Genomic DNA, 20,291 nt, shown 5'->3' on the forward strand with positions numbered 1-20,291 from the left:
GTTCAGCTGATCGGTCGCACAGTTCCTTTGGCGTCATGCGTCCCTCGTGTGCGCTTGGGGAATGGAAGGAGAGGACATGCAGAATCAACCCACCCGGATTCCGGCCGCCGGGCCCACTGCGTCATCGGCGTCGAAGCGTCGCCTGACGGTTGCGGTCCAATGTGTGCTGGTCAGCTCCGTGTCCGCCTTTCTCATGGGCGGCTGCCCTCAGCAGCAATCTTCTTCGTCGTCGATGCCCTCATCGAGCATGCCGAGCGGCGGCGCGTCCGGCTCCTCGGGTGGATCGTCGGGTTCGTCCGGCGGCTCGAGCGGTTCTTCAGGCGGCTCCTCCAGCAGCATGCCCAGCGGTGGCTCGAGCGGTGGCTCGAAGAGCTCGGGCGGTTTCCCTTCACAGTCCGGTGGCGCCAGCGGCGGCGGGTCGTCAGGCGGCGCGTCTTCCTCATCTTCTTCTTCTTCTTCTTCTTCTTCTCAGGGCGGCAGTCAGGGCTCCTCGGGCGGTCAGTCCGGCGGGGGCTCGTCGGGTGGCAGCTCGGGTGGATCGCAGGGTGGCGGCAGCGAAGGCGGCGGTTCGCAGGGCGGTGGCTCGCAAGGCGGCTCTGACGGCGGTGCCAGTGGCCAGTCCGGCGGCTCCTCGGGTTCGAGCGGCGGTCAAAGTGGCGGCGGTTCTTCCAGCCCGCAGGTGACTGTCGGGACATCGCTGCCTGGCGCGGGCTTGCCCTCGGTTGGTGTGCCTTCGCCCAGCACGGGCGGCGCCGCTGGCGGTGATCAGAGTGGCGGTTTGCCGAGCACTGATGCCGGTGGCGGAGCAAGCGGCGGTAACAGTGGCGCTCAGGGCGGCGGCGGTTCAGCCGGCTCGCAAGATTCTTCGAGCGGCGGCACATCCGGCGGCGGCTCTAACAGCGAAAGCATATTCAAGAGCTCCAGCAGCGGCGGTGGCGCCTCGGGCGGTCAATCCGGTGGAGGCGGCGCGTCCGGCGGCATGCAAGGCGGCGGTGGTGCCGCGGGTGGCGGTGGAATGCAGGGCGGAGCCGGCGCCAATTCCGGTGGCATGCAAGGTGGCGGCGCATCCGGCGGTGCCGGAGCAAACGGCGGCGGCATGCAGGGCGGCGGATCAAATGGCGGCGGCGCGCAGGGTGGTGGTTCTGCCGGCGGCGGTGGAATGCAAGGCGGTGCCAATGCGAACGCCGGTGGCATGCAAGGTGGCGGAGGTGCGGCCGGCGGAGCCGGGGCGAATGCTGGTGGCGCGCAGGGCGGCGGCTCATCTGGTGGTGCCGGCGCGAACGGCGGCGGTACCCAGGGCGGTGGAATGCAAGGCGGTGCCAATGCGAACGCCGGTGGCATGCAAGGTGGCGGTGGCGCATCCGGCGGAGCCGGGGCGAATGCTGGCGGCATGCAGGGTGGCGGATCAAATGGCGGCGGCGCGCAGGGCGGTGGTTCTGCGGGCGGCGGTGGAATGCAAGGCGGCGGTGGCGCTCAAGGCTCACAGGGCGGCGGCCAGAATGGCGGCGGCGGCGGCGCCCAAGGTTCTCAAGGCGGTGGCGCGGACGGTGGTGGCGGCGGCCCGATGACGGGCGGCGAGCGCACCGCGCAAATCGATCGCAAGTTCGAGGAAACGTTCAGCATCTTCGACGGCCGCATGCGTCAGGAGCAGGCCACCATCGCCGGACAGCGCGGCAACGGTCGCGGCGGTTCGGGCGGTGGACAAGGCAACGGCGACGGCAGCAACGGCCAGGGCGCCGGTGCTCAAGGTGCCGGTGGAGAGGACGGCGCCGGCGGCGGTGCGGGTCAAGGCAATGGCAACGGCCAAGGTCGCAATGGTCAAGGGCAGGGACAAGGCCAAGGTCAGGGTCAGGGACAAGGCCAGGGTCAAGGTCAGGGCCAGGGCCAGGGTCAAGGCCGCGGCGGCCAGCAAGGTGGCGGGGGTGGCGTAGGCGGTGGTGCCGCCGGCGGCAGCGGTCCGAACACCGTGCCCGCGGGCATTCCCGACGGCAGCGATGACGACATCGTCGCCCGTCAGCTGCGCGAGGCCGCGATGAACGAGACCGATCCGGAGTTGAAGGAGAAACTCTGGCAGGAGTATCGGAATTATAAGAAGGGAACCTGACCGGGTTCCCCTCGAACGTCGAATAAAAAACCAACTGGCGGAACGATGTGGGCGTCAATGGGGCAGGTAAGGCACAGCGACAAGCACGGCTCAGGTTGAAAAGTTATGAAGCGCACGCTTGCTCTAATCGTCCTGTCGGTGGCCGCGCTGGGCGCGGCCGGATGTGTCACTCATGAGACCCGCCCTCAGCAGCGGGTAAAGGCCATTCAGGCCGCCACCGAAATACCTCAGGCGCAGCTGCTCGACGTCGGCGTGCGCCTGTTCGAGGAGAACGTTCCCAAGGATGAGAAGAAGCTCGAGTCGGAGCACATCTTCCCCGAGGTGCGCAAAGCCGAAGCGCGCTATCTTCCGATGCAGTTGCGTAACACGCTCGAAGGCACCGGCCAGTGGGGCCAGGTCCGCGTGATGCCACAGGACGCCGACGCTCTCGACGTGTATGTCTCCGGCAAGATCATCGAGTCGACCGGCCAGGTGCTGCGCGCCGAAATCACCGTCACCGATGCGACTGGCCGGCAATGGTTCAAGCGCGATTACAACCAGCTCGCCGACACGCGCTCCTATAAGGATCAGACCGGCAAGCCGCGCGATCCTTTCCAGAACATGTACAACACGCTCGCGAACGACATGCTGGTGTATCGCCAGCAGATGACCGCGGCCGATCTGGAAAACGTGCGCCGTGTGTCCGAGCTGCGCTTCGCTTCCGATCTCGCGCCCTACGCCTTCAGCAACTACATGACCGAGGACAAGAAGGGCGTGAAGCAGGTCGTGCGCCTGCCGTCGGAAGAGGATCCGATGCTGCAAAGAATGGATCGGATCCGCGAGCGCGATTACGCGCTGCTCGACACGATCAACGAGCACTACTCGCTGTTCGCGGAGAACATGTCCGAGCCGTACACGAACTGGCGCCGTTATAGCTACTCGGAGCTCGAAGCGAAGGATGAAGCGAAGCGCGCCTCCATCACTCGCAAACTGCTCGGCGCGGCCGCGATCGTTGGCGGCCTCGTGGTCGGCGCGGAAGCGAATACATATGCCGGGCAGGCCGCTGCTACTGGCGCGATCTTCGGCGGCGCGTATGCCGTGAAGAGTGGCTTCGACAAGGGCGCGGAAGTGAAGCTGCACTCCGACTCGTTGAAGCAGCTGGGCGAATCGTTCCAGGCCGAAGTTCAGCCCATGGTGGTCGAGGTGGAAGGCCGCACGCTGCAGCTCAAGGGCACGGCGGAAGAGCAGTACACCGAGTGGCGGCGCTTGCTCAAAGAGCTCTACGAAAACGAGACTGGCGTGACGGTGCCTGTCACCCCAGTGCCGGAGGAAGCGGCGTCGAAGGCGGCCGCTCCCAAGCCTGACAGCGGCGGGTAACGCAGGCCGCCCGATCCACGCAACTCATTCGTCATGCTGGAGCGTGGGCAGGAACTGTCTGCCGATCTCATGCTGGTGCGCCGTCTCGGCACGGGCGGCACCGGCGAAGTCTGGCTAGCGCAAGAACGTGAACGCCGCGGCCCGGTCGCGGTCAAGATTCTGTCGGTGGAGTTGGCGCGAAACGAGGCGATCCGCGCGGCTTTGCACGACGAGTACGCACGAATCGCGGCGCTGGGCCATCCGAACATTCTGCGAGTCGATGGACTGCAGCGGTCGGCGCGGCACGCGTGGATCGCGATGGATTACGCCGCCGGTGGCGATCTGACTCAGCTGCGCGGTCGCGGCTGTGCCGAGATTCTCCGAGCGACAATTCCGATCGCGTCGGCGCTGGCGACAGCGCATGCCGCGGGCCTCGTGCATCGGGATGTGAAGCCCGCGAACGTGTTGTTGAGTACGGACGGTGTGCCGCTGCTGACGGATTTCGGTGCGCTGACTCGAGGCTCGCCATTCAGTGCCAGCCCGCAGCAGCTCGCCGGTGCGCGGGCCAGTGTCGCGGACGATATGTATGGTTTTGGCGCGCTGCTCTACGAGTTATTGTCGGGCTATCCGCCGTTTTATCCGGACGCGGCGGCGGCGAGTGACGTAGCACGGGAGCCGGCAGCGTTGCCGCCTCATGTGCCAGCACGGGTCGCGCAGCTAGTGGCGAGGTTGTTGGCGCGACGAGCCGAGGACCGACCTACGGATATGGGGAACGTCGAAAGAGATTTACGCGCGGCGCTTGCCAGTCTGGCGCCGCCTGCGATGATTAGCGACATGAACGAGCCTGCACACATCAAGTCTGCCTCGGTGAAGATCGAGCCGCCCGGAATGCGGCCACCGCCCGGTCAGGGCGAGACTTTGCGTAGCGAGTGGCAACGCACGACCGGTCCGCGCGTCAGCGAGGACGATCTGCGTCGTCAAGGTTTCCGACGCGGCTTGGGGGCTTCGTTGGTGGCGCTGGGTCTGGTGGCCGTCGGCGTCGTGTTCTTCGTGCTGCCCAAGGTGATGGAGCGCGAGCAGCCCGTGCAAAAGACCCCGACCGCGGCGGTCGTCGCGCCTCCCAAGACCGAAGAGCCACCGGCGGAGAAAAAGGAACTCGATTTCGCGGCCCTGGCCAAGGCCAAGCAGGCCGCCGAGGAACTGCGCGGCGCCATCGACGAGCGTTTGCAGAAGCTCAATGAGCGGGCCGTCGCGCAGTGGGGCGGGGAAGAACTGGGTCGCGCGAATTCGTTGCTCGCGGCAGCCGATCAAGATGTGACCGCCCGCGAATACACCGCCGCCGAACAGAAGCTAAATGAAATTTCACCGTTGCTCGATGCGCTGGAGAAGCGCGCGCCGCGGGTGCTGGCGGAGCAATTGAAGGCGGGCGCGCAGGCATTGACGGACGGTCGTTCCGAAGACGCCAAGGCCGCGTTCACGCTGGCACTGAAGCTCGAGCCGACCAACCAGGTCGCGTCGCGTGGCTTGAAGCGCGCGGGCACGCTGGATCAGGTGCTCGCCTTGCTGACCAAGGCGGAAGGTCTCGAGAAGGATGGCAATGCGACCGCCGCGCTCGACAGTTTCCATAAGGCGTTGGCGCTCGACGCCGAGGCGACCCGAGCCAGCGAAGGCATCGCGCGCATCACTTCGCGTCAAGCTTCCGACGCATTCGCAAGCGCGATGGCCCGCGGTTACAGCGCGCTCGCGGCCACTAATTATTCGCAAGCACGCGAGGCGTTCGAAGCCGCGCGTCGCATTCGCCCCGATGCGCCGGAGATCCCGCAGGCGTTGCGACAGATCGAGCAAGAGCAACGCACCGGCGTGATCGGCGTGAAGTTGCAGCAGGCTCAGCAGCTCGAATCGCAAGAGAAGTGGTCCGAGGCGCTCAAGGAATATCGCAGCGTGCTCGATCTGGACACGACCGTGGCTGCGGCCAACGACGGCGTCGCGCGTACGTCGCCGCGCGCAGCGTTGAACGAGCAGCTGGAAATGTATCTCACGCAGCCCGAGCGATTGTTCAGCCAGTCGGTGCGCGTGGTGGCGAAAGAAACATTGGCGCGCGCTTCGGGCATCGCCAATCCCGGCCCGATCCTGAGCCGGCAAATCAAGACACTGGGCGAATGGCTGGCGCGTGCCGACGTGCCGGTACCGGTCTCCCTGCGTTCGGACAACATCACTCAAGTGACCATTTATCGCGTTGGTGCCCTCGGAGCGTTCGAACAGCGTTCTCTGGATCTCGTGCCCGGCAGCTATACCCTGGTCGGCACTCGACCCGGCTATCGCGACGTGCGACGGGAGATCAGCGTGATGCCGGGAGCGGCGCCGGCACCGGTCGAAATTCGCTGCGAGGATAAGATTTGAGCGAGCTGATCGTTCGCGAGGCCCTGGGCGAGCGCCGATTCACGGCCACGGATTTTCCTATCGCTGTAGGCGGACAGGGCAGTGCCATCGTCATGGCCGGCCGGCCCGAAGGCGCGGAAGCGTATCTGGGCCTGCACGAGGATCAGCTGTTCGTGCAGCCCGCCGATGGCGTCGAAGTGCTCCACAACGGCGTGCCGGTGCAGAACTCCACGTGGCTGCGTAGCGGCGACGTGATCAACTTCGGCGCCGCGCGTCTGCGGCTGCTCGCGCAACGTGACAATCAGCGCGTCGTCGAAGTGGATGATGGCAGCAGCGGCAATATCACAGCGCCGCCCATCATCGAGCCGTCGTCCCGCTTGCAGGGTGGCGAAGGCGACGCCGAGCGCATCGACGCTCTGCAGTTTCGTCCGACGGGTCCGGTCAAGACCAAAACCAAGGTTGCGATCGATCTGAAAAAGATCCTGTTCGGTGTCGCCGCCGCGATCGTGGCCGTCGTGCTCTGGTTCATTTTCACCGCCACGTCGGTGAGCGTGCACACCGATCCGGCCGGCGCGAAAGTCGATATTCAGGGCACGCTGCCCGCGGTGCATTTCGCCGGTCGAGTGCTGGTGCGGCCGGGCGATTACACGATCAAGGCGACGCAGGAAGGGTTCTCGCCCGCGCAGCTGCAGGCCAAGGTCAGCAGCGAGAGCAATCAAACATTCCAGCTCAAGCTGCAGAAGCTGCCGGGTAAGGTGCAGGTCGAGGTGCCGTCACAGGCGCGCGTCACGGTCGATGGCAAAGAGCTTGGCACTGCGCCGGGCGAATTCACGCTGGCGCCCGGCAAACATACGATCGCGATCGCCGCGGCGAGATATCAACCGTTCTCCGGTGAGCTCGACGTCGTCGGTGAAGGCAAGAGCCAGACGTTCACTCCGAAGCTGGTGCCGGCATGGGCCGAAGTGACGGTGAGCTCCGAGCCCGCCGGCGCGAAGCTGTTTGTCGATGGCGAAGAACGCGGCGTCACGCCGGTGACGACCCAGATTCTGGCCGGCAATCATCCGGTCGAGTTGCGAATGGAGGGTTTCAAGTCGTGGACCACGGACGTGCAGGTGAAAGCCAACGAACCGCTGAATCTCGGTCCGGTCCGACTCGGCTTGCCTGATGGCAAATTGGCGCTGCGTTCCGAGCCGTCGGGCGCGAGCGTTTCAGTTGGTGGCGTGTATCGCGGCCAGACGCCGGTGGCGTTGGAATTGCGGCCCGATATTCCACACAACGTTGTGCTGACTTTGCCTGGCTACGAAGCCGCGACCCGTGAGGTTTCACTGACGGCGGGTGAGAGTCGCACGCTGTCCGTGCCGCTCGCCGGCGTGTTCGGCGAAGTGACGGTGGCGGCTGTGCCGGCCGACGCGGAAGTCTTCGTCAACGGCAAGTCCGTCGGTGCCGCCAATCAGAAATTGCGACTGGTCGCGACCACGCAGGACGTCGAGATCCGCAAGACCGGTTTCGTCACCTATAAGACCAGCATCACACCGCGGCCCGGCGTGTCGCAGAAGATCGAGACCACGCTGCTCACGCCCGAGCAGACACGCATGGCCGCCACGCCGGCCAATATTCGTAGCAAGGGCGATCAGGCGCTGAAGCTGATGCCGGTGGGTTCTTTCACCATGGGCAGTCCGCGACGCGAGCCGGGTCGCCGCGCCAACGAGGCGCAGCGCGATGTGCAGTTCAAACGGCCGTTCTACATGGGAGTGAGTGAAGTCACCAACGGCCAGTTCCGCAAGTTCAAGTCGGATCATCGCTCCGGCATCATCGGCCAGAACACGCTGGATCTGGACAATCAGCCGGTCGTAGGCGTGACCTGGCAGGACGCGGCGCTGTTCTGCAACTGGCTGTCGCAGCAGGAAGGGCTGCCGCCGGCGTACGAGAACAAGGACGGTCGCATGGTGCCGGTGAAGCCGCTGACGACGGGCTATCGGTTGCCCACCGACGCCGAGTGGGAATGGGTCGCGCGCTTTGAGGGGAGTGGCAAGCTCCGGCGTTATCCGTGGGGCGATTCGCTGCCGGTGGCGCCACGGTCGGGAAATTACGCGGATGTGACCGCACGATTGATCGTTCAGGATGTCATTCCTGATTACGACGACGGCTACGCCGCCTCGGCGCCGACTGGCAAATTCCCGGCGAATCCCCTTGGCCTGTTCGACGTCGGCGGCAACGTCGCCGAATGGGTACATGACTACTACACTGTGAGTGGCGACAGCGGCGGGGTCGCGGTCGATCCCTCGGGTCCCGCCGATGGCAAGCAGCACGTGATCCGCGGGGCCAGCTGGAAACAATCGAGCGTGACGGATCTACGTCTGTCCGCGCGCAGTTTTGGTGAGAGTCAGGCCAACGACGTGGGCTTCCGCGTCGCTCGTTATGCCGAGTAAGAAGTGGGTGAGGGGCAACATATGAAAGCGCTACGACTGCTGAGTATTCTGGCTGCGTGTTGCGCGACCGGCACGGTTACGACCGCCTGGGCCGCCGAAACCCCCGCCAAGCCCGCTGCGCCGGTCGCTGCGAAGCCCGCGGATGCCAAGCCGGCCGGCGAATCCGCCGCACCGAAAAGCGACGAACAAACTCAGGCTCAGCCGGGTACTAAGACTGAGGAAGAAGACGAAGCCGCGCAGGCTCAGAAGCCCGCTGCGAAGCCTGGCAAGTCCGGCAAGGGCGGCTCGCCGGAGCGTTTCGTGCCGTCGGAACAGGTCCGCGCCGATTTCGACGTGTCCTTCCCCATCGATATTTGAATTCGACAGGACTCCATCATGGTTACCGCCGCCGCACCGGCTCCCCGCGCTACTCGTACGGCCAACTATCCGAGCGAGTTCTTCGTCACCCTGATCATGCTGGTCGCGACCATCGTGGTCGTGCACGCGCTGTATGTGTCGTGGATCCGTCCCAACGGTGACGAGATCGTCGCGCAAGAGCAGGCACGCCTGAAGGCCGACAAGGATTACGTTCCGCAGCGCTCGTTGCTCCTGACCATCAACGCGCCCGAGCAGGAAGTCGAGATCATTCACTTCATCTGGGCGCTGCTGATCCTCGGCTACAAGGCCGTGCTGGTCCGTCGCGAACGCAAGTTGCTCGAGCGCGAGCTGATCCACGTGCCCGAAGGCATCAAGGTCTTGCCCGAGGACGCGAAGGATTACTCGCGTCAGCTGGAGGCGTTGCCGCCTCAGGACAAGCCCATGCTCGTGGTGCGCGCGTTACAGCGCACGCTCGATCGATTCTCCGCGACACGCAGCATCCGCGACTCCGCCGAAACGTCGAAGTCGGTGTGCGATTCCGAAGCGGATCGGCTCGACTCGGGCCTGGCCATGGTTCGTTACATCGCCTGGGCCATCCCGGCCATCGGCTTCATCGGCACCGTGCGTCATATCGGCGACGCGCTGTTGCAAGCTCATAAGGCGGTCAGCGGCGATATCACCGGCGTGACCTCGGGCCTGGGCATCGCGTTCAACGCCACGTTCGTCGCGCTGCTGCTGACCTTGATCCTGATGTTCTTCCTGCATCAGCTGCAACAGGTGCAAGAGCAGTTCGTGCATGACACCGATCACTGGATCGATCAGCATCTGATCCGGCACATGCAGGTGAGGTAGTGCTAGCACTCGAACTCATCGACGCGGCATTGATAGTCGCTCGTAAACACAATAACGGGGGCGAGAGCGTCGACGTCGTCACGGATGCCCCGGGCGTCGCGTTGCTGGAAGATCAGACAACGGTCACGGGGGTGGATGCGCTGCAGCGGCTGCGAGTGAAGCCGCTACTGGCGAATACAAACTTCTGGCGTGCCTTGAGCACTCAGCCACTGACGCGTCCGTCGCGGGTCGCGGGCACGACGGCCGACGTCGCGTTCGCGCAGGCGGAAGCGTTGCTCGGTCGTTTCAAGCAGGAAAACGAAGCTGTGCTGCTCGCGGTGCCCGCGGGCTACAGCCGTGAGCAATTGGGTCTGCTGCTCGGTGTGATCAACGAAACGGGCGTGCGTGTCGCGGGTCTCGTCGACGCCGCGCTCGCTGCGTGCAGCCTGGAGCCCGTGCCGGCGCGAGTGCTCCACCTCGATCTCGAGCTGCATCAGGCATTGCTCACCGTGCTCGAATATTCGGGCGGCGAGCATCCTGGCTTGAAACGCAGTCGCTATGAGATCGCCTTGCGCCACGGCTTGCTGGGCATCCAGCAGACCCTGGCTAAATTCATCGCCGAGAACTTCGTTCGCAAGACCCGCTTCGATCCGCTGCACGAAGCCAGCAGCGAACAACGGCTGGTCGATCAGTTGCCGCAATGGCTGAGCGACTTGCAGCAGGCGGAAGCGATCACGCTGTCGTTCCAGTTCGGCGACCGTGAGTTGCAGTTGGAAGTGGAGCGCGCGCAGCTCATCGCCGCCGCCGAGCCTCACTATCTCGAATTGTTACGACTCGTGCAGAACGCGCGCGTCGCTGGCTTGCCGATCGAGTTGCGAGTGTCGCAGCGGGTCGCGGCGATGCCGGGCTTGCTGGATCGTCTGAAAACACTTCGCGATTGCACGATTCAAGTGTTGCCGCCGGCCGCCGCCGCGTGGGGCGCGCTTCAGTACGAAACGAGCATTCGCCGCGCTCCGGACTCGCTGGCTCTGGTATTTCAATTGCCTGTGCCGCGTGCCGAGTCGGGCGACGAGCCATCGTCCGATGTCGACGCGACTCCGCCGCAGCTGCGACCGACGCATGTTTTGTTTCAAGGCCGCGCCTGGAGCATCACCGATCAACCGCTGACGATTGGCTGGGCGGTCGATGGTGGCAAGCGCGCGCTGGTACTGCCGACTGCGCTGCCTGGCATCTCGCGGGCACACTGCACGGTCGTCCGGCGTAATGGCGCCGTCATGGTCGAAGATCACAGTACCTACGGCTCTTTCGTCAACGACGAAAAGGTCTCGGGACGGACCGCGCTCACTGTCGGCGATCGACTGCGCCTGGGCTCGCCCGGCGTCACGCTCGAGCTGATTCAACTGGTGAACGACCATGGCGCGCCGCAAGACTGAAGTCTTCAGCATGTCGTTCCTCGATTGCATCACCTGTGCATTCGGGTCGGTCGTGCTCGTCTATACGCTGATCAATGCACAAGGCGGTCTGCGCGCCCAGACCATGGATCAGACCCAGCGCGCCGAAGTCTCCAAGATGGAAGAGAAGGTGCTGGAGGGCTACCAGAAGCTGGTGGTGCTGCGAAACTCGATGATCGAGACCGACAAGGAGTCGGTACGCACCGAAGGCATGGGCACCCGGGTGCTGGAAGAGACCGAGCGCCTCAAGGTCGAGCTGGCCGATTCGGACAAGGAAACATTGTCGCGTCGCGAGGCCATCGAGCGGCTCAAGGCCGATCTGAAATCGCTGGAAGAGGGCAACCGTCGCCTGGAAGGCGCGAGCAAGGATCCCAGCGCCACCGGCACTCGCGTGCGCGGCTTCGTCGGCCAGGGCGATCGTCAATATCTGACGGGTCTGAAGGTCGGCGGCGATCGCATTCTGCTGTTCGTCGACGTGTCCGCCAGCATGCTGGACGAGACGGTCGTCAACATCATTCGTATGCGCAACATGTCCGACGCCAAGAAGCTGATGTCACAAAAGTGGCGGCGCACGGTGTCGACGGTCGAATGGCTGGCCGCGCAGATGCCCTTGGAAGGGCAGTTCCAGATCTACGCCTTCAACACCAAGACCTACGCGCTGGTGGAAGGCTCGGAAGGCAAGTGGCTCAAGACCAATGATCCCAATGCATTGACCGAAGCGCTCGACAAGCTGCGCAAGACCGTGCCGGCCGACGGCACCAGTATCGAGAACGCCTTCCTCGCGTTGAACGCACTCAATCCGAAGCCGGACAACGTCATCATGGTCACCGATGGTTTGCCGACGCAGGCAGCCTCCGCGCCACTGATTCGCAAGACCATCGACGGCGATGCGCGACTCAAGCTGTTCGATCGCGCCTTCGCCAAATATCCGCGCAGCGTGCCCTTCAACGTCATCCTGATGCCCATGGAAGGCGATCCGATGGCGCCGGCGGCGTTCTGGGTGGCGGCGCGCGACACCGGCGGCTCTTTCATGAGCCCGTCGAAGGATTGGCCATGAGCCGGAGCACCAGCCATGGGTAAGCGAGCACGCCGCGAGACTGAAGTCTTCAGCATCTCCTTCCTGGACTGCATCACGTGCGGTCTGGGGTCGGTGGTGTTGCTGCTGGTGTTGAGCAATATCCGTACGCCGAGCATCGAACAGTCCCAGGAGGATCTGCAGGAGCAGTTGCTGAGCCTGCAGGACGAGCTGATCGAGATCGAGGGTCAGGCCGATATCCTGAATCGCGATTTGACAGCGAAGCAGGAACAGCTGTCGGATGAGAAGCGCCGGATCGCGCGCTTGCAAGGCGACCTGAGCAACATCAAAGGGAAGTACAACGCGTCTAAGCAGGAAGCCGACGTCGCCAATCAGCTCGAAGGCCGGCTGGCGTCCGCGCAGCAGACCTTGACCGATGAAATGAAACGGTTGCTGGGCGCCGGCTTCCGTCGCAAGAAGGACGATGCGATCGGAGGAATCCCGGTAGACAGCGAATACATCATCTTCATCATCGATACTTCGGGCTCCATGTTCAATTACGTGTGGCCCATGATGCTGCAGAAGGTGGAGGAGACGCTGAACGTCTATCCGCAGTTGAAGGGCTTTCAGGTGATGAGCGACGAAGGCACCTACATGTTCAGCGGTTATCGCGGCAAGTGGATTCCGGACACGCCGAATCAACGGCGCACCGTGATCGATCGGCTGCGCACCTGGAACGTGTTCTCCAACTCCAGTCCCATCGAAGGCATCGTCGAGGCGATCCGCACCTATCACTCGAAGGACAAGAAGATCAGCCTGTACGTATTTGGGGATGAGTTCACCGGCTCTTCCATCGACTCGGTGGTCAAGGGCGTGGATATCATCAATCGTGAGGACGCGACCGGCGAGCGCCGCGTGCGCATCCATGCGATCGGCTTCCCCGTGCGCCCGGACGCGCCTCAGTACACCAGCATCCGCTTCGCGACGCTGATGCGGATTCTTTGTCAACGTAATGGCGGTTCGTTCGTCGGCCTGCAGGACCCGGCGCGCAGCGGTACCCGATTTCGGATCGGAGACAACGACGCCACGCCGGCCCCGGGCGGCAATCCTGTCGTCCAGGCTCTAGCGTCCGGCCCAGCGCCTTGAGGTCATCGTGAAAGACATTCGTCTGCTGTCTCGCTCGAGCGCATGGCTGCAAGCCTGCCGGCGACAACTCGTGGTCGCGGCGGCGTGCGGTCTCGGCACCGCGATGCTGGGGCTGGCGGGCTGCGGTCCGGTGAAGCTGGTGGCGAGCACCAATATTCCACCGCCGCTGGTGGTGAAGATTCCGATCGGCGTGGCGCTGTTCGTGCCCACCGAGTTCGCGAATTACGTGCACAAGGAAGAGCGCTGGAGCACCAAGTGGCACGTCGATCTGGGCAAGGCTCAGGCCGATGGCATCACGCGATTGATGAACGCGATGTTCGAACGAGTGATCCCGGTGGACAGCGTCAACGCAGGCACGCAAGTGCCGGGCGGCGTCGCCGCGATTCTGGAACCGAGCATCGAGGAATATGCCTTCGTCACGCCGCGCGACGCCGGCTCACCGTTTTACGCGGTGAGCATCAAATATCGCGTGAACGTTTATCTGCCCGACGGCAAGCTCGCCGATTCGTGGGGTTTCACTGGGTATGGCACATCGCCATCGCAGGGCTTGTCGAGTGAGGCGCCGCTGTCGACCGCGACCGCGCTGGCGATGCGAGACGCTGGCGCGAAACTCGCTGTCGAATTCCGCGAGCAGGCAGTGATGCGTGGACTGTTGCCCGAGTCGGCAACGGCCGATGTGCCGCCACAGGCAGCGACACCTCCCGCACCCGGCGCCGCGCCGAGCGTGGAAGAAAAGAAAGCTGCGGTCCCTGTCCCCCTTCCACCGCTGCCGGCCAAAAAGACCAGCGCGCCTCCCAAGACGACCGAAGATGCGGCCAAGGAGCCCGAGGTCGAGAAGCCGGAGGTCGAAAAGCAGGATGACCCGGCCAAGAAAGATCCCGAACCCGAAGCGATCGGTCTGGCGCCGGTCCAGTCCTGATCTTTGAACTCAGGACTGACTTTCGTCGCCGTCCTGTTTGCGGATCTTGAATACTTCGCGGTTGACCACGCCCTGGGTGTCGACCGGCTCGCCGTTGACGAACTTCGGTCGATAGCGCGACGCGCGGATCGCTTCCAGCGCTTCCGACGCCTGGCGTTGCGAGCCGTTCTGCTCGATCACTTTCGCATCCTGCACGTCGCCCGAACCGGTGACGGTGAATTCCACGGACACGAACTTTTCATCGATCTGCGCCGGTGCGAGCTGCCGATTACGCATCGCCAGCGGCGGCGTCGGATAGTAGACGCGCACCGGAAAACTCAGCGGCGCGCCCGCCGCCTCGGGCGCGGCCTTGTCATCTTTGGCGACCAGCGAAGCGGCGCGCCGATAGTAGGGGAGCGCCTTCTCAGGCTGATGCTTTACCTGATACCAGTCGCCGAGCTGGATCAGCGTGTCCGCCAGCAATGCCGGCTGCGTGTCGGAATGCGCGTCGAGAATGGTCAGCGCGCGTTGCAATGCCCGCTCGCCGTCGCTGCTGATGTACCTTGGATTGATGCCCCGAGGCTCCATCGGTGACGCGGCGTCCGCGCCGCGCTGTTCCATCGGCTGATAGCCCTGCGCGATGAAGTACACCTCCTGCACGTAGCTGCGTGCCAGCGAACGCAGTGGCAGAACCAGCGCCGGGTCGTTCTTGCCGAGCTTGTTCTCGACGACATCGAACGCCGCACGGTAGCGCTCGCGGGCCAGCATGAAGTTGCCCGTATCGAGGTACCAATCGCCGACCACGCAGTACACGGGTGACAGGCGCGGATCGCGTTCGCCATAGGTGCGTTCGCCGATACGTTGCAGATAAAGCATCTGCTTCTGACCCTCGGCGCCACGTCCAATCCGCGTCAGACTGGCGGCCAATTGACGTAACAAGCCCTGCTGACTCGGATCGAACAAGCCGAAGTTGCGGCGGCTGATGATGACCGCGCGCTCCAGAAAAGGAACGGCCTCTTCATGGCGTTCGAGCAACGCCAGTGAGTAACCCAGACCGCGCAACGGATCGACCGCCGCCGGCCCGGAGCCGGCGCCTTGCGATTCAGTGATCTGCAACGCTTCACGGAAGGTGCCTTCAGCGCTGGCGCGATCGCCGCCGCTGAGCTGGGCGTTGCCCAGGAGCGTCAATGCATTGGCGAGCTGCATCGGTTCGCGCGAATTCGCACGCGCCCGTTCGACCAGACGGCGCGCTTCTTCAATGGCGGAGGACCAATCGCGCTTGTCGTAGCGCGCCCAGAATTCCTGTTGCGATTCGGGACGGGGCGGTGGGGTCGCGGCATGCGCGGCAATCAAGCACGTGAGGCCGAGCACGGCGCTCACCGTAACCGCTCCAAGCACGGGCCTGATTTTCATCACCACCCCACCGACTCGTCAGCTCAACATGTTTTTCCCGCTCCCGGACAGGCTACGACGCGCGGCCTGCATGCACAAGCCCGCGGCTATTTTGTAAACAGGTAGTGCGAAACGAACCATTCGCGGCCGCCGCGATAGCCCCACAGCTCGGCGCAGGACATGAAAAACACGCGCCAATACACCCACCAGCGGCGCATGTTTTCCGCACCGTACGTTGCCGACAGAATCGGCTCGATGCGCGCGCGATTGGCGTCCATGTTGTCGAGCCAGCACTCGGCCGTACGGCTGTAATGCATTCCGTCGACGCGCCAGTGATCCGACAGCCGCAGGTCGCGCTGGAAATAGCCGAGCAGGCCATCGCTGGGCATGATGCCGCCGGTGAAGAAGTAGCGGGCCATCCAGTCGTTCTCGTCGCGCACGTCGAACGGATAGGCGTAATCGCGATGAGTGAAGATGTGCACGAACAGCGTGCCGGCCGGCTTCAGCCACGAACCGATGCGCGCTAGCAACTGCTCGTAGTTGCGCATGTGCTCGAACATCTCCACCGATACCACGCGATCGAAGCGCTCGTGATCCAGCGCCAGATCGTTGATGTCGCAGGTGATGATCTGGATGTTCTTCAGGCCGCGACTGGCGGCGCGGGCTTCGATGAACTGCTTTTGAGTGCGTGAGTTCGAGACACCGGTGATGCGCGCATTCGGATAACGCTCGGCCATCCACAACGTGAGCGAGCCCCAGCCGCAACCGAGCTCGAGAATGTCTTCGCCATCGGCGATGCGAGCGCGCCGGCAGGTCAGCGCCAGCATTTCGGCCTCGGCCTCATCGAGCGAGGCGACGCCCGGCTGGAAATAACAGGACGAGTACTTCATGTGCTTGCCCATGACCATTTCGAAGAACTCGCACGGCAGCTCATAGTGCTGTTCGTTGGCTTCGCGCGTGTTGATCGCGATCGGGCTCGCCTTGAGCTGAGCGATGAAGCGCATCAAATGACGCTGCTGGGCCTCTTCACTGGTGCGCTTCTCTTCGCGCAGCCGCTCGGCGAGCAGCCGGCGGATGCCGAAGCGCACGACCGAGTCGGGCAACAGATTGCGAGCCAGCAGACGGAAGGGCAGTGAGACCGCCGGATCGGCGGGACGCGGTGAGGCAACGGTGGCGGTCATAGGAAACTCGGTAGCTGTTGATCGTTCGTGGTATGCGAATGAAAGTTGTCTACGGTGGCGGCATCAGTTCCAGCAAGCCATGGTTGGTTACTAACCGTCGGTCGCTTTTTCCGCCAAGCGCTTCCTTGGAAGCGGAATGAACATACTCGTGCGCCGCTGATATTCACGATACCGCTCGCCCTTGGAGCGCAGCGCCTGCTCCTCGGTGGCTTTGACGCCGGTCACGTTGATCAGGAAATGCAGCATCAACGCCGGCATCGCCAGCGCCAGCCAGCCCCACGGGGACGCCAGCGCGAACACGGCGTAGCCGATCCAGATCGTCCACTCGAAGAAATAATTCGGGTGACGCGAATAACGCCATAACCCTACATCGCAGACTCGGCCCTGATTGGATGCATCCCGCTTGAACGCGGCCAGCTGACCGTCGGCGATGCTCTCGCCAATCAGGCCCACCAGCCAGATCGCCACGCCGGCGGCTTCCAGCATGTGCAGACTGGGTGCGGGGTTCAGACAAGCGATGAGCAGCGGCACGGCCAGAATCACGTTCAGCAATGCCTGCAGCTGAAAGAAACCGAAGAACTTCGCGTTTAGATTGGCCGCCCAGCGCTGGCGCAGCTCGATGTAACGGCCTTCCTCGGGCTCCCCGATGATGCGTTTGGCCAGATGACCCGCGAGCCGCACCGACCACAGCGCGTACATCGCCGCGATGATCCATTTGCGAGTTTCCCAGCCGGGCGCGAGCGCTGCGTACAGCAGGGCCAGCAGCGCGAAGTTTCCCGACCAGCCGATGTCGACGTAGCTGAAGTTCCGATTGCGAATGCCGAGCAGCCAGAGCGCGGTCATGATCAGAAAGACCAGCAGCGTGCCCGATGCGATGAGCAGCAGCGGACTCATCTGGCCGGCTCGGTGCGTGAGGTCAGGATGTCGCTGGCCGGCGCGCCGGGCGGCAGCTTTTGCAATTGCCAGAGCACGTAACTCGCCATCGCCATGTTGCCCAGGGCCATGATGGCCACGAACCATAGAACGCGCGACAGCAGCCCGCGCTCCTTGAAGCACACCCAGACGAAGAAGGTGAGGAAACCGTAGTACGCGTCGATGAGCGTGGCAATGGTCCAGTGGCGGTCCGGGCCTTTGGCCCAGCCTTGCCAGTGCCATACGGGTTGTTGGCTGCTGGCCCACACGGTGTAGGCGAGCAGGGACAGCAGGATAGCCGCAAACAGGATCTGCAGCAGGGCTCGGGTGGTCACATGGAATGCCTCTTGTTTGCTGGAGGTATTCGTAGTGGGCGGCCCGGATGGATGCAGGAACCTGAACGGGCGTGTCCCGGAGGCGTTGGTGGCTTGCGGTGAGCGCGTTACCCGGAGGCGTCGGTGGCTTGCGGTGAGAGTGTTCCCGGGGGCGTCAGTGGTTCGCGGCGGCTGTTGGGGGGAGTGTCCTCCCGGCACCGGGCACGCTCGTCGCGCCTCGCGCTCCTTGGCGCACGTCCCTGGTGAGCCCTGCTGTTGCGGTCCCGTCCCTGTACCGCAAAGCTGCCGGGAGGACACTCCCCCCAACAGCCACCGCCGATGTCTTGGTCGCGGGCGCCGACGTCTGGAATGCGAACGCCGCGCCGAGGCTATGGCCGATATGTTCGCGGCGGGTGCCGACGTTCGGAATGCGAACGCCGCGACAACTATCTCCGCGACCCGTTCCTGTTCGTTGCCAAACTTCCGGAACGCGGCGCCAGCGATAGCTGGCCGCCGCCTAGGCGGCGGAGCGCAGGGATTGCTCGTTCGAGTGCGCGGTCGGAGCAGCGGCAGGCTGGTGGTGTGGGGCGGCCGCGCTCTTCGCGCGTGCCGGGTCGCCGGTCAGCGTGAACATCCCCACCGCATCCAGCAGCGTCTCGACCTGACTGCGCAGCGACTGCGCGACAGCCGCAGTCTCTTCGACGCGGGCGGCGTTCTGGTGAGTATCGCCGTCGATGCGATCGATCGCGTGATGTAACTGGGCGATGTCGTCGCTCTGCGTGCGGCTGGCGGTCGCGATCTCTTGCATGATGTGCGACACGCTCTCCACCGACGCGAGAATCTCCTTCATCGTGTCGCCGGCACCGTTCACGAGTGCCGCGCCTTTCTGCACGTCTTCGATCGACGCGCCGATCAGCTTCTTGATTTCATTCGCCGCCGTAGCGGAACGCTGCGCCAGGCTACGCACTTCGCTCGCGACCACCGCGAAGCCGCGGCCCTGTTCGCCAGCACGCGCAGCTTCAACGGCAGCATTCAAAGCAAGCAGGTTGGTTTGGAACGCGATGTCATCGATCACGCCGATGATGTCGCCGATCTTGCGGGACGAGCTGGTGATGGCCTGCATCGTCTGCACGACCTGGCCCACCGCCTGATTGCCACGCGAAGCGACACCACGCGCATCGGTCGACAAACGCTCGCCCTGCAGGGCGTTATCGAGATTGCGCTGGACGTTGCCTTGAACCTGCTGAGCACGCTCGGCAGTCATGCGCACCGCCGACGACTGCGACGCTTCACGCTGAGCGAGCTCGTCGTTGGAGCTGGCGATCTGTTGGCCGGCGCTATCGATCTCGCCCGTCACTTCACGAATGCGCTGAACCAGATTCTGCAGCTGCCCGCGACTGCCGTTGAACGCATTCAACAGCTGGGCGATCTCATCCGTGCCACGCGCCGGATAATTCGTCGTCAGGTCGCCCTGAGCGAGCTTGCGCATGCGAGTCATGAGCGCGGCGAAACCACGCACGTTGGACCAGTAGAAAGCCCCGATCAGATACACCGCGATCGACAGCCCGATGAAAGTGATCGCGAGCAGAATGTTTCGCTGCCGTTCGAAGCCGTCGATGCGAACCGCGAGCAGGTCGTTGAGCACGCCGGTGGTCGCCGTCGACACCGACATCGTTTCGTCGCTGAGCTTGCCGCCCACGCCGGGCTGCGCGGCGGTCATATCGCCCTTGCGCAGCTTCTCAGCCTGAGTAGTGAAATCGAAGTACGCTTGCTCGACCTTGCTGCCATCCAGCCGGGATGCAAGCGAGGGGTTGGCGCCGATGGCGCGCTTGATGGCCAGGGCGAGCGAGTCGCGGTAGGTCGAGGTGCGCGCGGCGATGAACTGGATGGCCGCATCGTCGGCGCTGGAGACCGTGCCTGCCGCCTTGATCTGCAGCGCCAGGGCGTCGAACCGGGCGGCGGTTTCCGCCAGCTTCGGCGCATAGTCCATGACAATCGCCATGGCGTAGTACGAATCCAGGTCCGGATCGAGCGTCAGCTTGGAGTTGTCGCTGACCAGTCCGTACAAAGAGAGTGCCTGCGCGGCGGTGTCGTCGATTGCGTCGCTGTTCCAGCTCGATTGCAGCCGACGCAAGTCCTGGTCGATGGCCAGGGCGTTGTCCTGCGACTCGTTCACGGCCGAAGCCTGGTCGAGCGCAACCGAGCCGGCGCCGGTCGCGCTGCTGCCACCCCCGGCGCGCCGGGCGGAGAGGGAGCCCATGAACTCGTTCAGGGACGGCAGGAAAGCGGTGCCCAGCTCTTCCTGCTGAGCGAACTCGATATTGCTCTTGGAGTAGCTGACCACGCCGTACACCGCGACGCACAGCGGCACCATGAAGGCGGTACTGATGATCGCGAACTTGATCGACAGGCGCGCCACCTGCATCAGCTGGATGCCGGGCGCAAGGAAACGGTCCAATGTACTCGACATACGTGCTTTTCTTAGTTCGCGGCGAGCCTGATCCGGGCGATGCTCGCCCCAAGACCGCAATCGGCGGAGGGCAGGCG

Annotated in this window: 15 protein-coding genes; 10 read left to right on the forward strand and 5 right to left on the reverse strand. The window is 64.1% G+C overall.

Annotation, left to right across the window (positions count from 1 at the left end):
- Positions 1-76 precede the first annotated feature (76 nt).
- The 10 genes from EKO19_RS38235 to EKO19_RS10310 all read left to right on the forward strand — a co-directional run bounded on the left by EKO19_RS38235 (position 77) and on the right by EKO19_RS10310 (position 13,966).
- Entirely contained in the window at positions 77-2,104 is a 2,028-nt protein-coding gene (locus tag EKO19_RS38235) for a hypothetical protein (protein WP_157995207.1), read from the forward strand.
- A 105-nt stretch (positions 2,105-2,209) separates the two neighbouring features.
- A complete protein-coding gene (locus tag EKO19_RS10270) occupies positions 2,210-3,460 on the forward strand; it encodes a hypothetical protein (RefSeq protein ID WP_129776329.1) in 1,251 nt (416 codons plus the stop codon).
- A 33-nt stretch (positions 3,461-3,493) separates the two neighbouring features.
- Positions 3,494-5,839: a serine/threonine-protein kinase gene (locus EKO19_RS10275; protein ID WP_129776330.1), complete on the forward strand. Its 2,346-nt coding sequence runs from the start codon at positions 3,494-3,496 to the stop codon at positions 5,837-5,839.
- Positions 5,836-8,247 carry a PEGA domain-containing protein gene (locus EKO19_RS10280; protein WP_129776331.1) on the forward strand — a complete coding sequence of 804 codons (2,412 nt, stop codon included), beginning with the start codon at positions 5,836-5,838 and terminating at the stop codon, positions 8,245-8,247. The genes EKO19_RS10275 and EKO19_RS10280 overlap by 4 nt, the downstream gene beginning before the upstream one ends.
- A 21-nt stretch (positions 8,248-8,268) precedes the next feature.
- On the forward strand, positions 8,269-8,604 hold the full coding sequence (locus EKO19_RS10285; protein WP_129776332.1) for a hypothetical protein: 336 nt from the start codon (positions 8,269-8,271) through the stop codon (positions 8,602-8,604).
- 18 nt (positions 8,605-8,622) lie between these two features.
- Positions 8,623-9,456, forward strand: a complete 834-nt coding sequence (locus tag EKO19_RS10290; protein WP_217705243.1) for a MotA/TolQ/ExbB proton channel family protein — start codon at positions 8,623-8,625, stop codon at positions 9,454-9,456.
- Positions 9,456-10,868 carry an FHA domain-containing protein gene (locus EKO19_RS10295; protein ID WP_129776333.1) on the forward strand — a complete coding sequence of 471 codons (1,413 nt, stop codon included), beginning with the start codon at positions 9,456-9,458 and terminating at the stop codon, positions 10,866-10,868. The genes EKO19_RS10290 and EKO19_RS10295 overlap by 1 nt, the downstream gene beginning before the upstream one ends.
- Positions 10,849-11,943 carry a vWA domain-containing protein gene (locus tag EKO19_RS10300; RefSeq protein ID WP_129776334.1) on the forward strand — a complete coding sequence of 365 codons (1,095 nt, stop codon included), beginning with the start codon at positions 10,849-10,851 and terminating at the stop codon, positions 11,941-11,943. The genes EKO19_RS10295 and EKO19_RS10300 overlap by 20 nt, the downstream gene beginning before the upstream one ends.
- Before the next feature lie 15 nt (positions 11,944-11,958).
- Positions 11,959-13,047, forward strand: a complete 1,089-nt coding sequence (locus EKO19_RS10305; protein WP_217705244.1) for a hypothetical protein — start codon at positions 11,959-11,961, stop codon at positions 13,045-13,047.
- Positions 13,048-13,054: 7 nt separating this feature from the next.
- Positions 13,055-13,966 (forward strand): hypothetical protein, encoded by a 912-nt coding sequence (locus EKO19_RS10310; protein WP_129776335.1) that lies wholly within the window; start codon positions 13,055-13,057, stop codon positions 13,964-13,966.
- Between the two features lie 9 nt (positions 13,967-13,975).
- On the opposite strand, the gene EKO19_RS10315 is transcribed toward EKO19_RS10310, so the two are convergent.
- The 5 genes from EKO19_RS10315 to EKO19_RS10335 all read right to left on the reverse strand — a co-directional run bounded on the left by EKO19_RS10315 (position 13,976) and on the right by EKO19_RS10335 (position 20,214).
- On the reverse strand, positions 13,976-15,358 hold the full coding sequence (locus EKO19_RS10315) for a TonB family protein (RefSeq protein WP_129776336.1): 1,383 nt from the start codon (positions 15,356-15,358) through the stop codon (positions 13,976-13,978).
- Between the two features lie 86 nt (positions 15,359-15,444).
- On the reverse strand, positions 15,445-16,518 hold the full coding sequence (locus tag EKO19_RS10320; RefSeq protein WP_129776337.1) for an SAM-dependent methyltransferase: 1,074 nt from the start codon (positions 16,516-16,518) through the stop codon (positions 15,445-15,447).
- 90 nt (positions 16,519-16,608) lie between these two features.
- A complete protein-coding gene (locus tag EKO19_RS10325; RefSeq protein ID WP_129776338.1) occupies positions 16,609-17,412 on the reverse strand; it encodes a DUF1295 domain-containing protein in 804 nt (267 codons plus the stop codon).
- On the reverse strand, positions 17,409-18,062 hold the full coding sequence (locus EKO19_RS39470; RefSeq protein ID WP_322095739.1) for a DUF1475 family protein: 654 nt from the start codon (positions 18,060-18,062) through the stop codon (positions 17,409-17,411). The genes EKO19_RS10325 and EKO19_RS39470 overlap by 4 nt, the downstream gene beginning before the upstream one ends.
- 199 nt (positions 18,063-18,261) lie before the next feature.
- A complete protein-coding gene (locus EKO19_RS10335) occupies positions 18,262-20,214 on the reverse strand; it encodes a methyl-accepting chemotaxis protein (protein WP_129776339.1) in 1,953 nt (650 codons plus the stop codon).
- Between the last annotated feature and the right edge of the window lie 77 nt (positions 20,215-20,291).

Source organism: Peristeroidobacter soli (genome assembly GCF_004138485.1).
Lineage (GTDB): Bacteria > Pseudomonadota > Gammaproteobacteria > Steroidobacterales > Steroidobacteraceae > Steroidobacter > Steroidobacter soli.

Excerpts from the sequence above, each read along its gene's own strand:
- EKO19_RS38235 (WP_157995207.1), top strand. The coding sequence starts at position 77 with ATGCAGAATCAACCCACCCGGATTCCGGCCGCCGGGCCCACTGCGTCA.
- EKO19_RS10270 (WP_129776329.1), top strand. The coding sequence starts at position 2,210 with ATGAAGCGCACGCTTGCTCTAATCGTCCTGTCGGTGGCCGCGCTGGGC.
- EKO19_RS10275 (WP_129776330.1), top strand. The coding sequence starts at position 3,494 with ATGCTGGAGCGTGGGCAGGAACTGTCTGCCGATCTCATGCTGGTGCGC.
- EKO19_RS10285 (WP_129776332.1), top strand. The coding sequence starts at position 8,269 with ATGAAAGCGCTACGACTGCTGAGTATTCTGGCTGCGTGTTGCGCGACC.
- EKO19_RS10290 (WP_217705243.1), top strand. The coding sequence starts at position 8,623 with ATGGTTACCGCCGCCGCACCGGCTCCCCGCGCTACTCGTACGGCCAAC.
- EKO19_RS10300 (WP_129776334.1), top strand. The coding sequence starts at position 10,849 with ATGGCGCGCCGCAAGACTGAAGTCTTCAGCATGTCGTTCCTCGATTGC.
- EKO19_RS10305 (WP_217705244.1), top strand. The coding sequence starts at position 11,959 with ATGGGTAAGCGAGCACGCCGCGAGACTGAAGTCTTCAGCATCTCCTTC.
- EKO19_RS10315 (WP_129776336.1), bottom strand. The coding sequence starts at position 15,358 with ATGAAAATCAGGCCCGTGCTTGGAGCGGTTACGGTGAGCGCCGTGCTC.
- EKO19_RS10320 (WP_129776337.1), bottom strand. The coding sequence starts at position 16,518 with ATGACCGCCACCGTTGCCTCACCGCGTCCCGCCGATCCGGCGGTCTCA.
- EKO19_RS10325 (WP_129776338.1), bottom strand. The coding sequence starts at position 17,412 with ATGAGTCCGCTGCTGCTCATCGCATCGGGCACGCTGCTGGTCTTTCTG.
- EKO19_RS10335 (WP_129776339.1), bottom strand. The coding sequence starts at position 20,214 with ATGTCGAGTACATTGGACCGTTTCCTTGCGCCCGGCATCCAGCTGATG.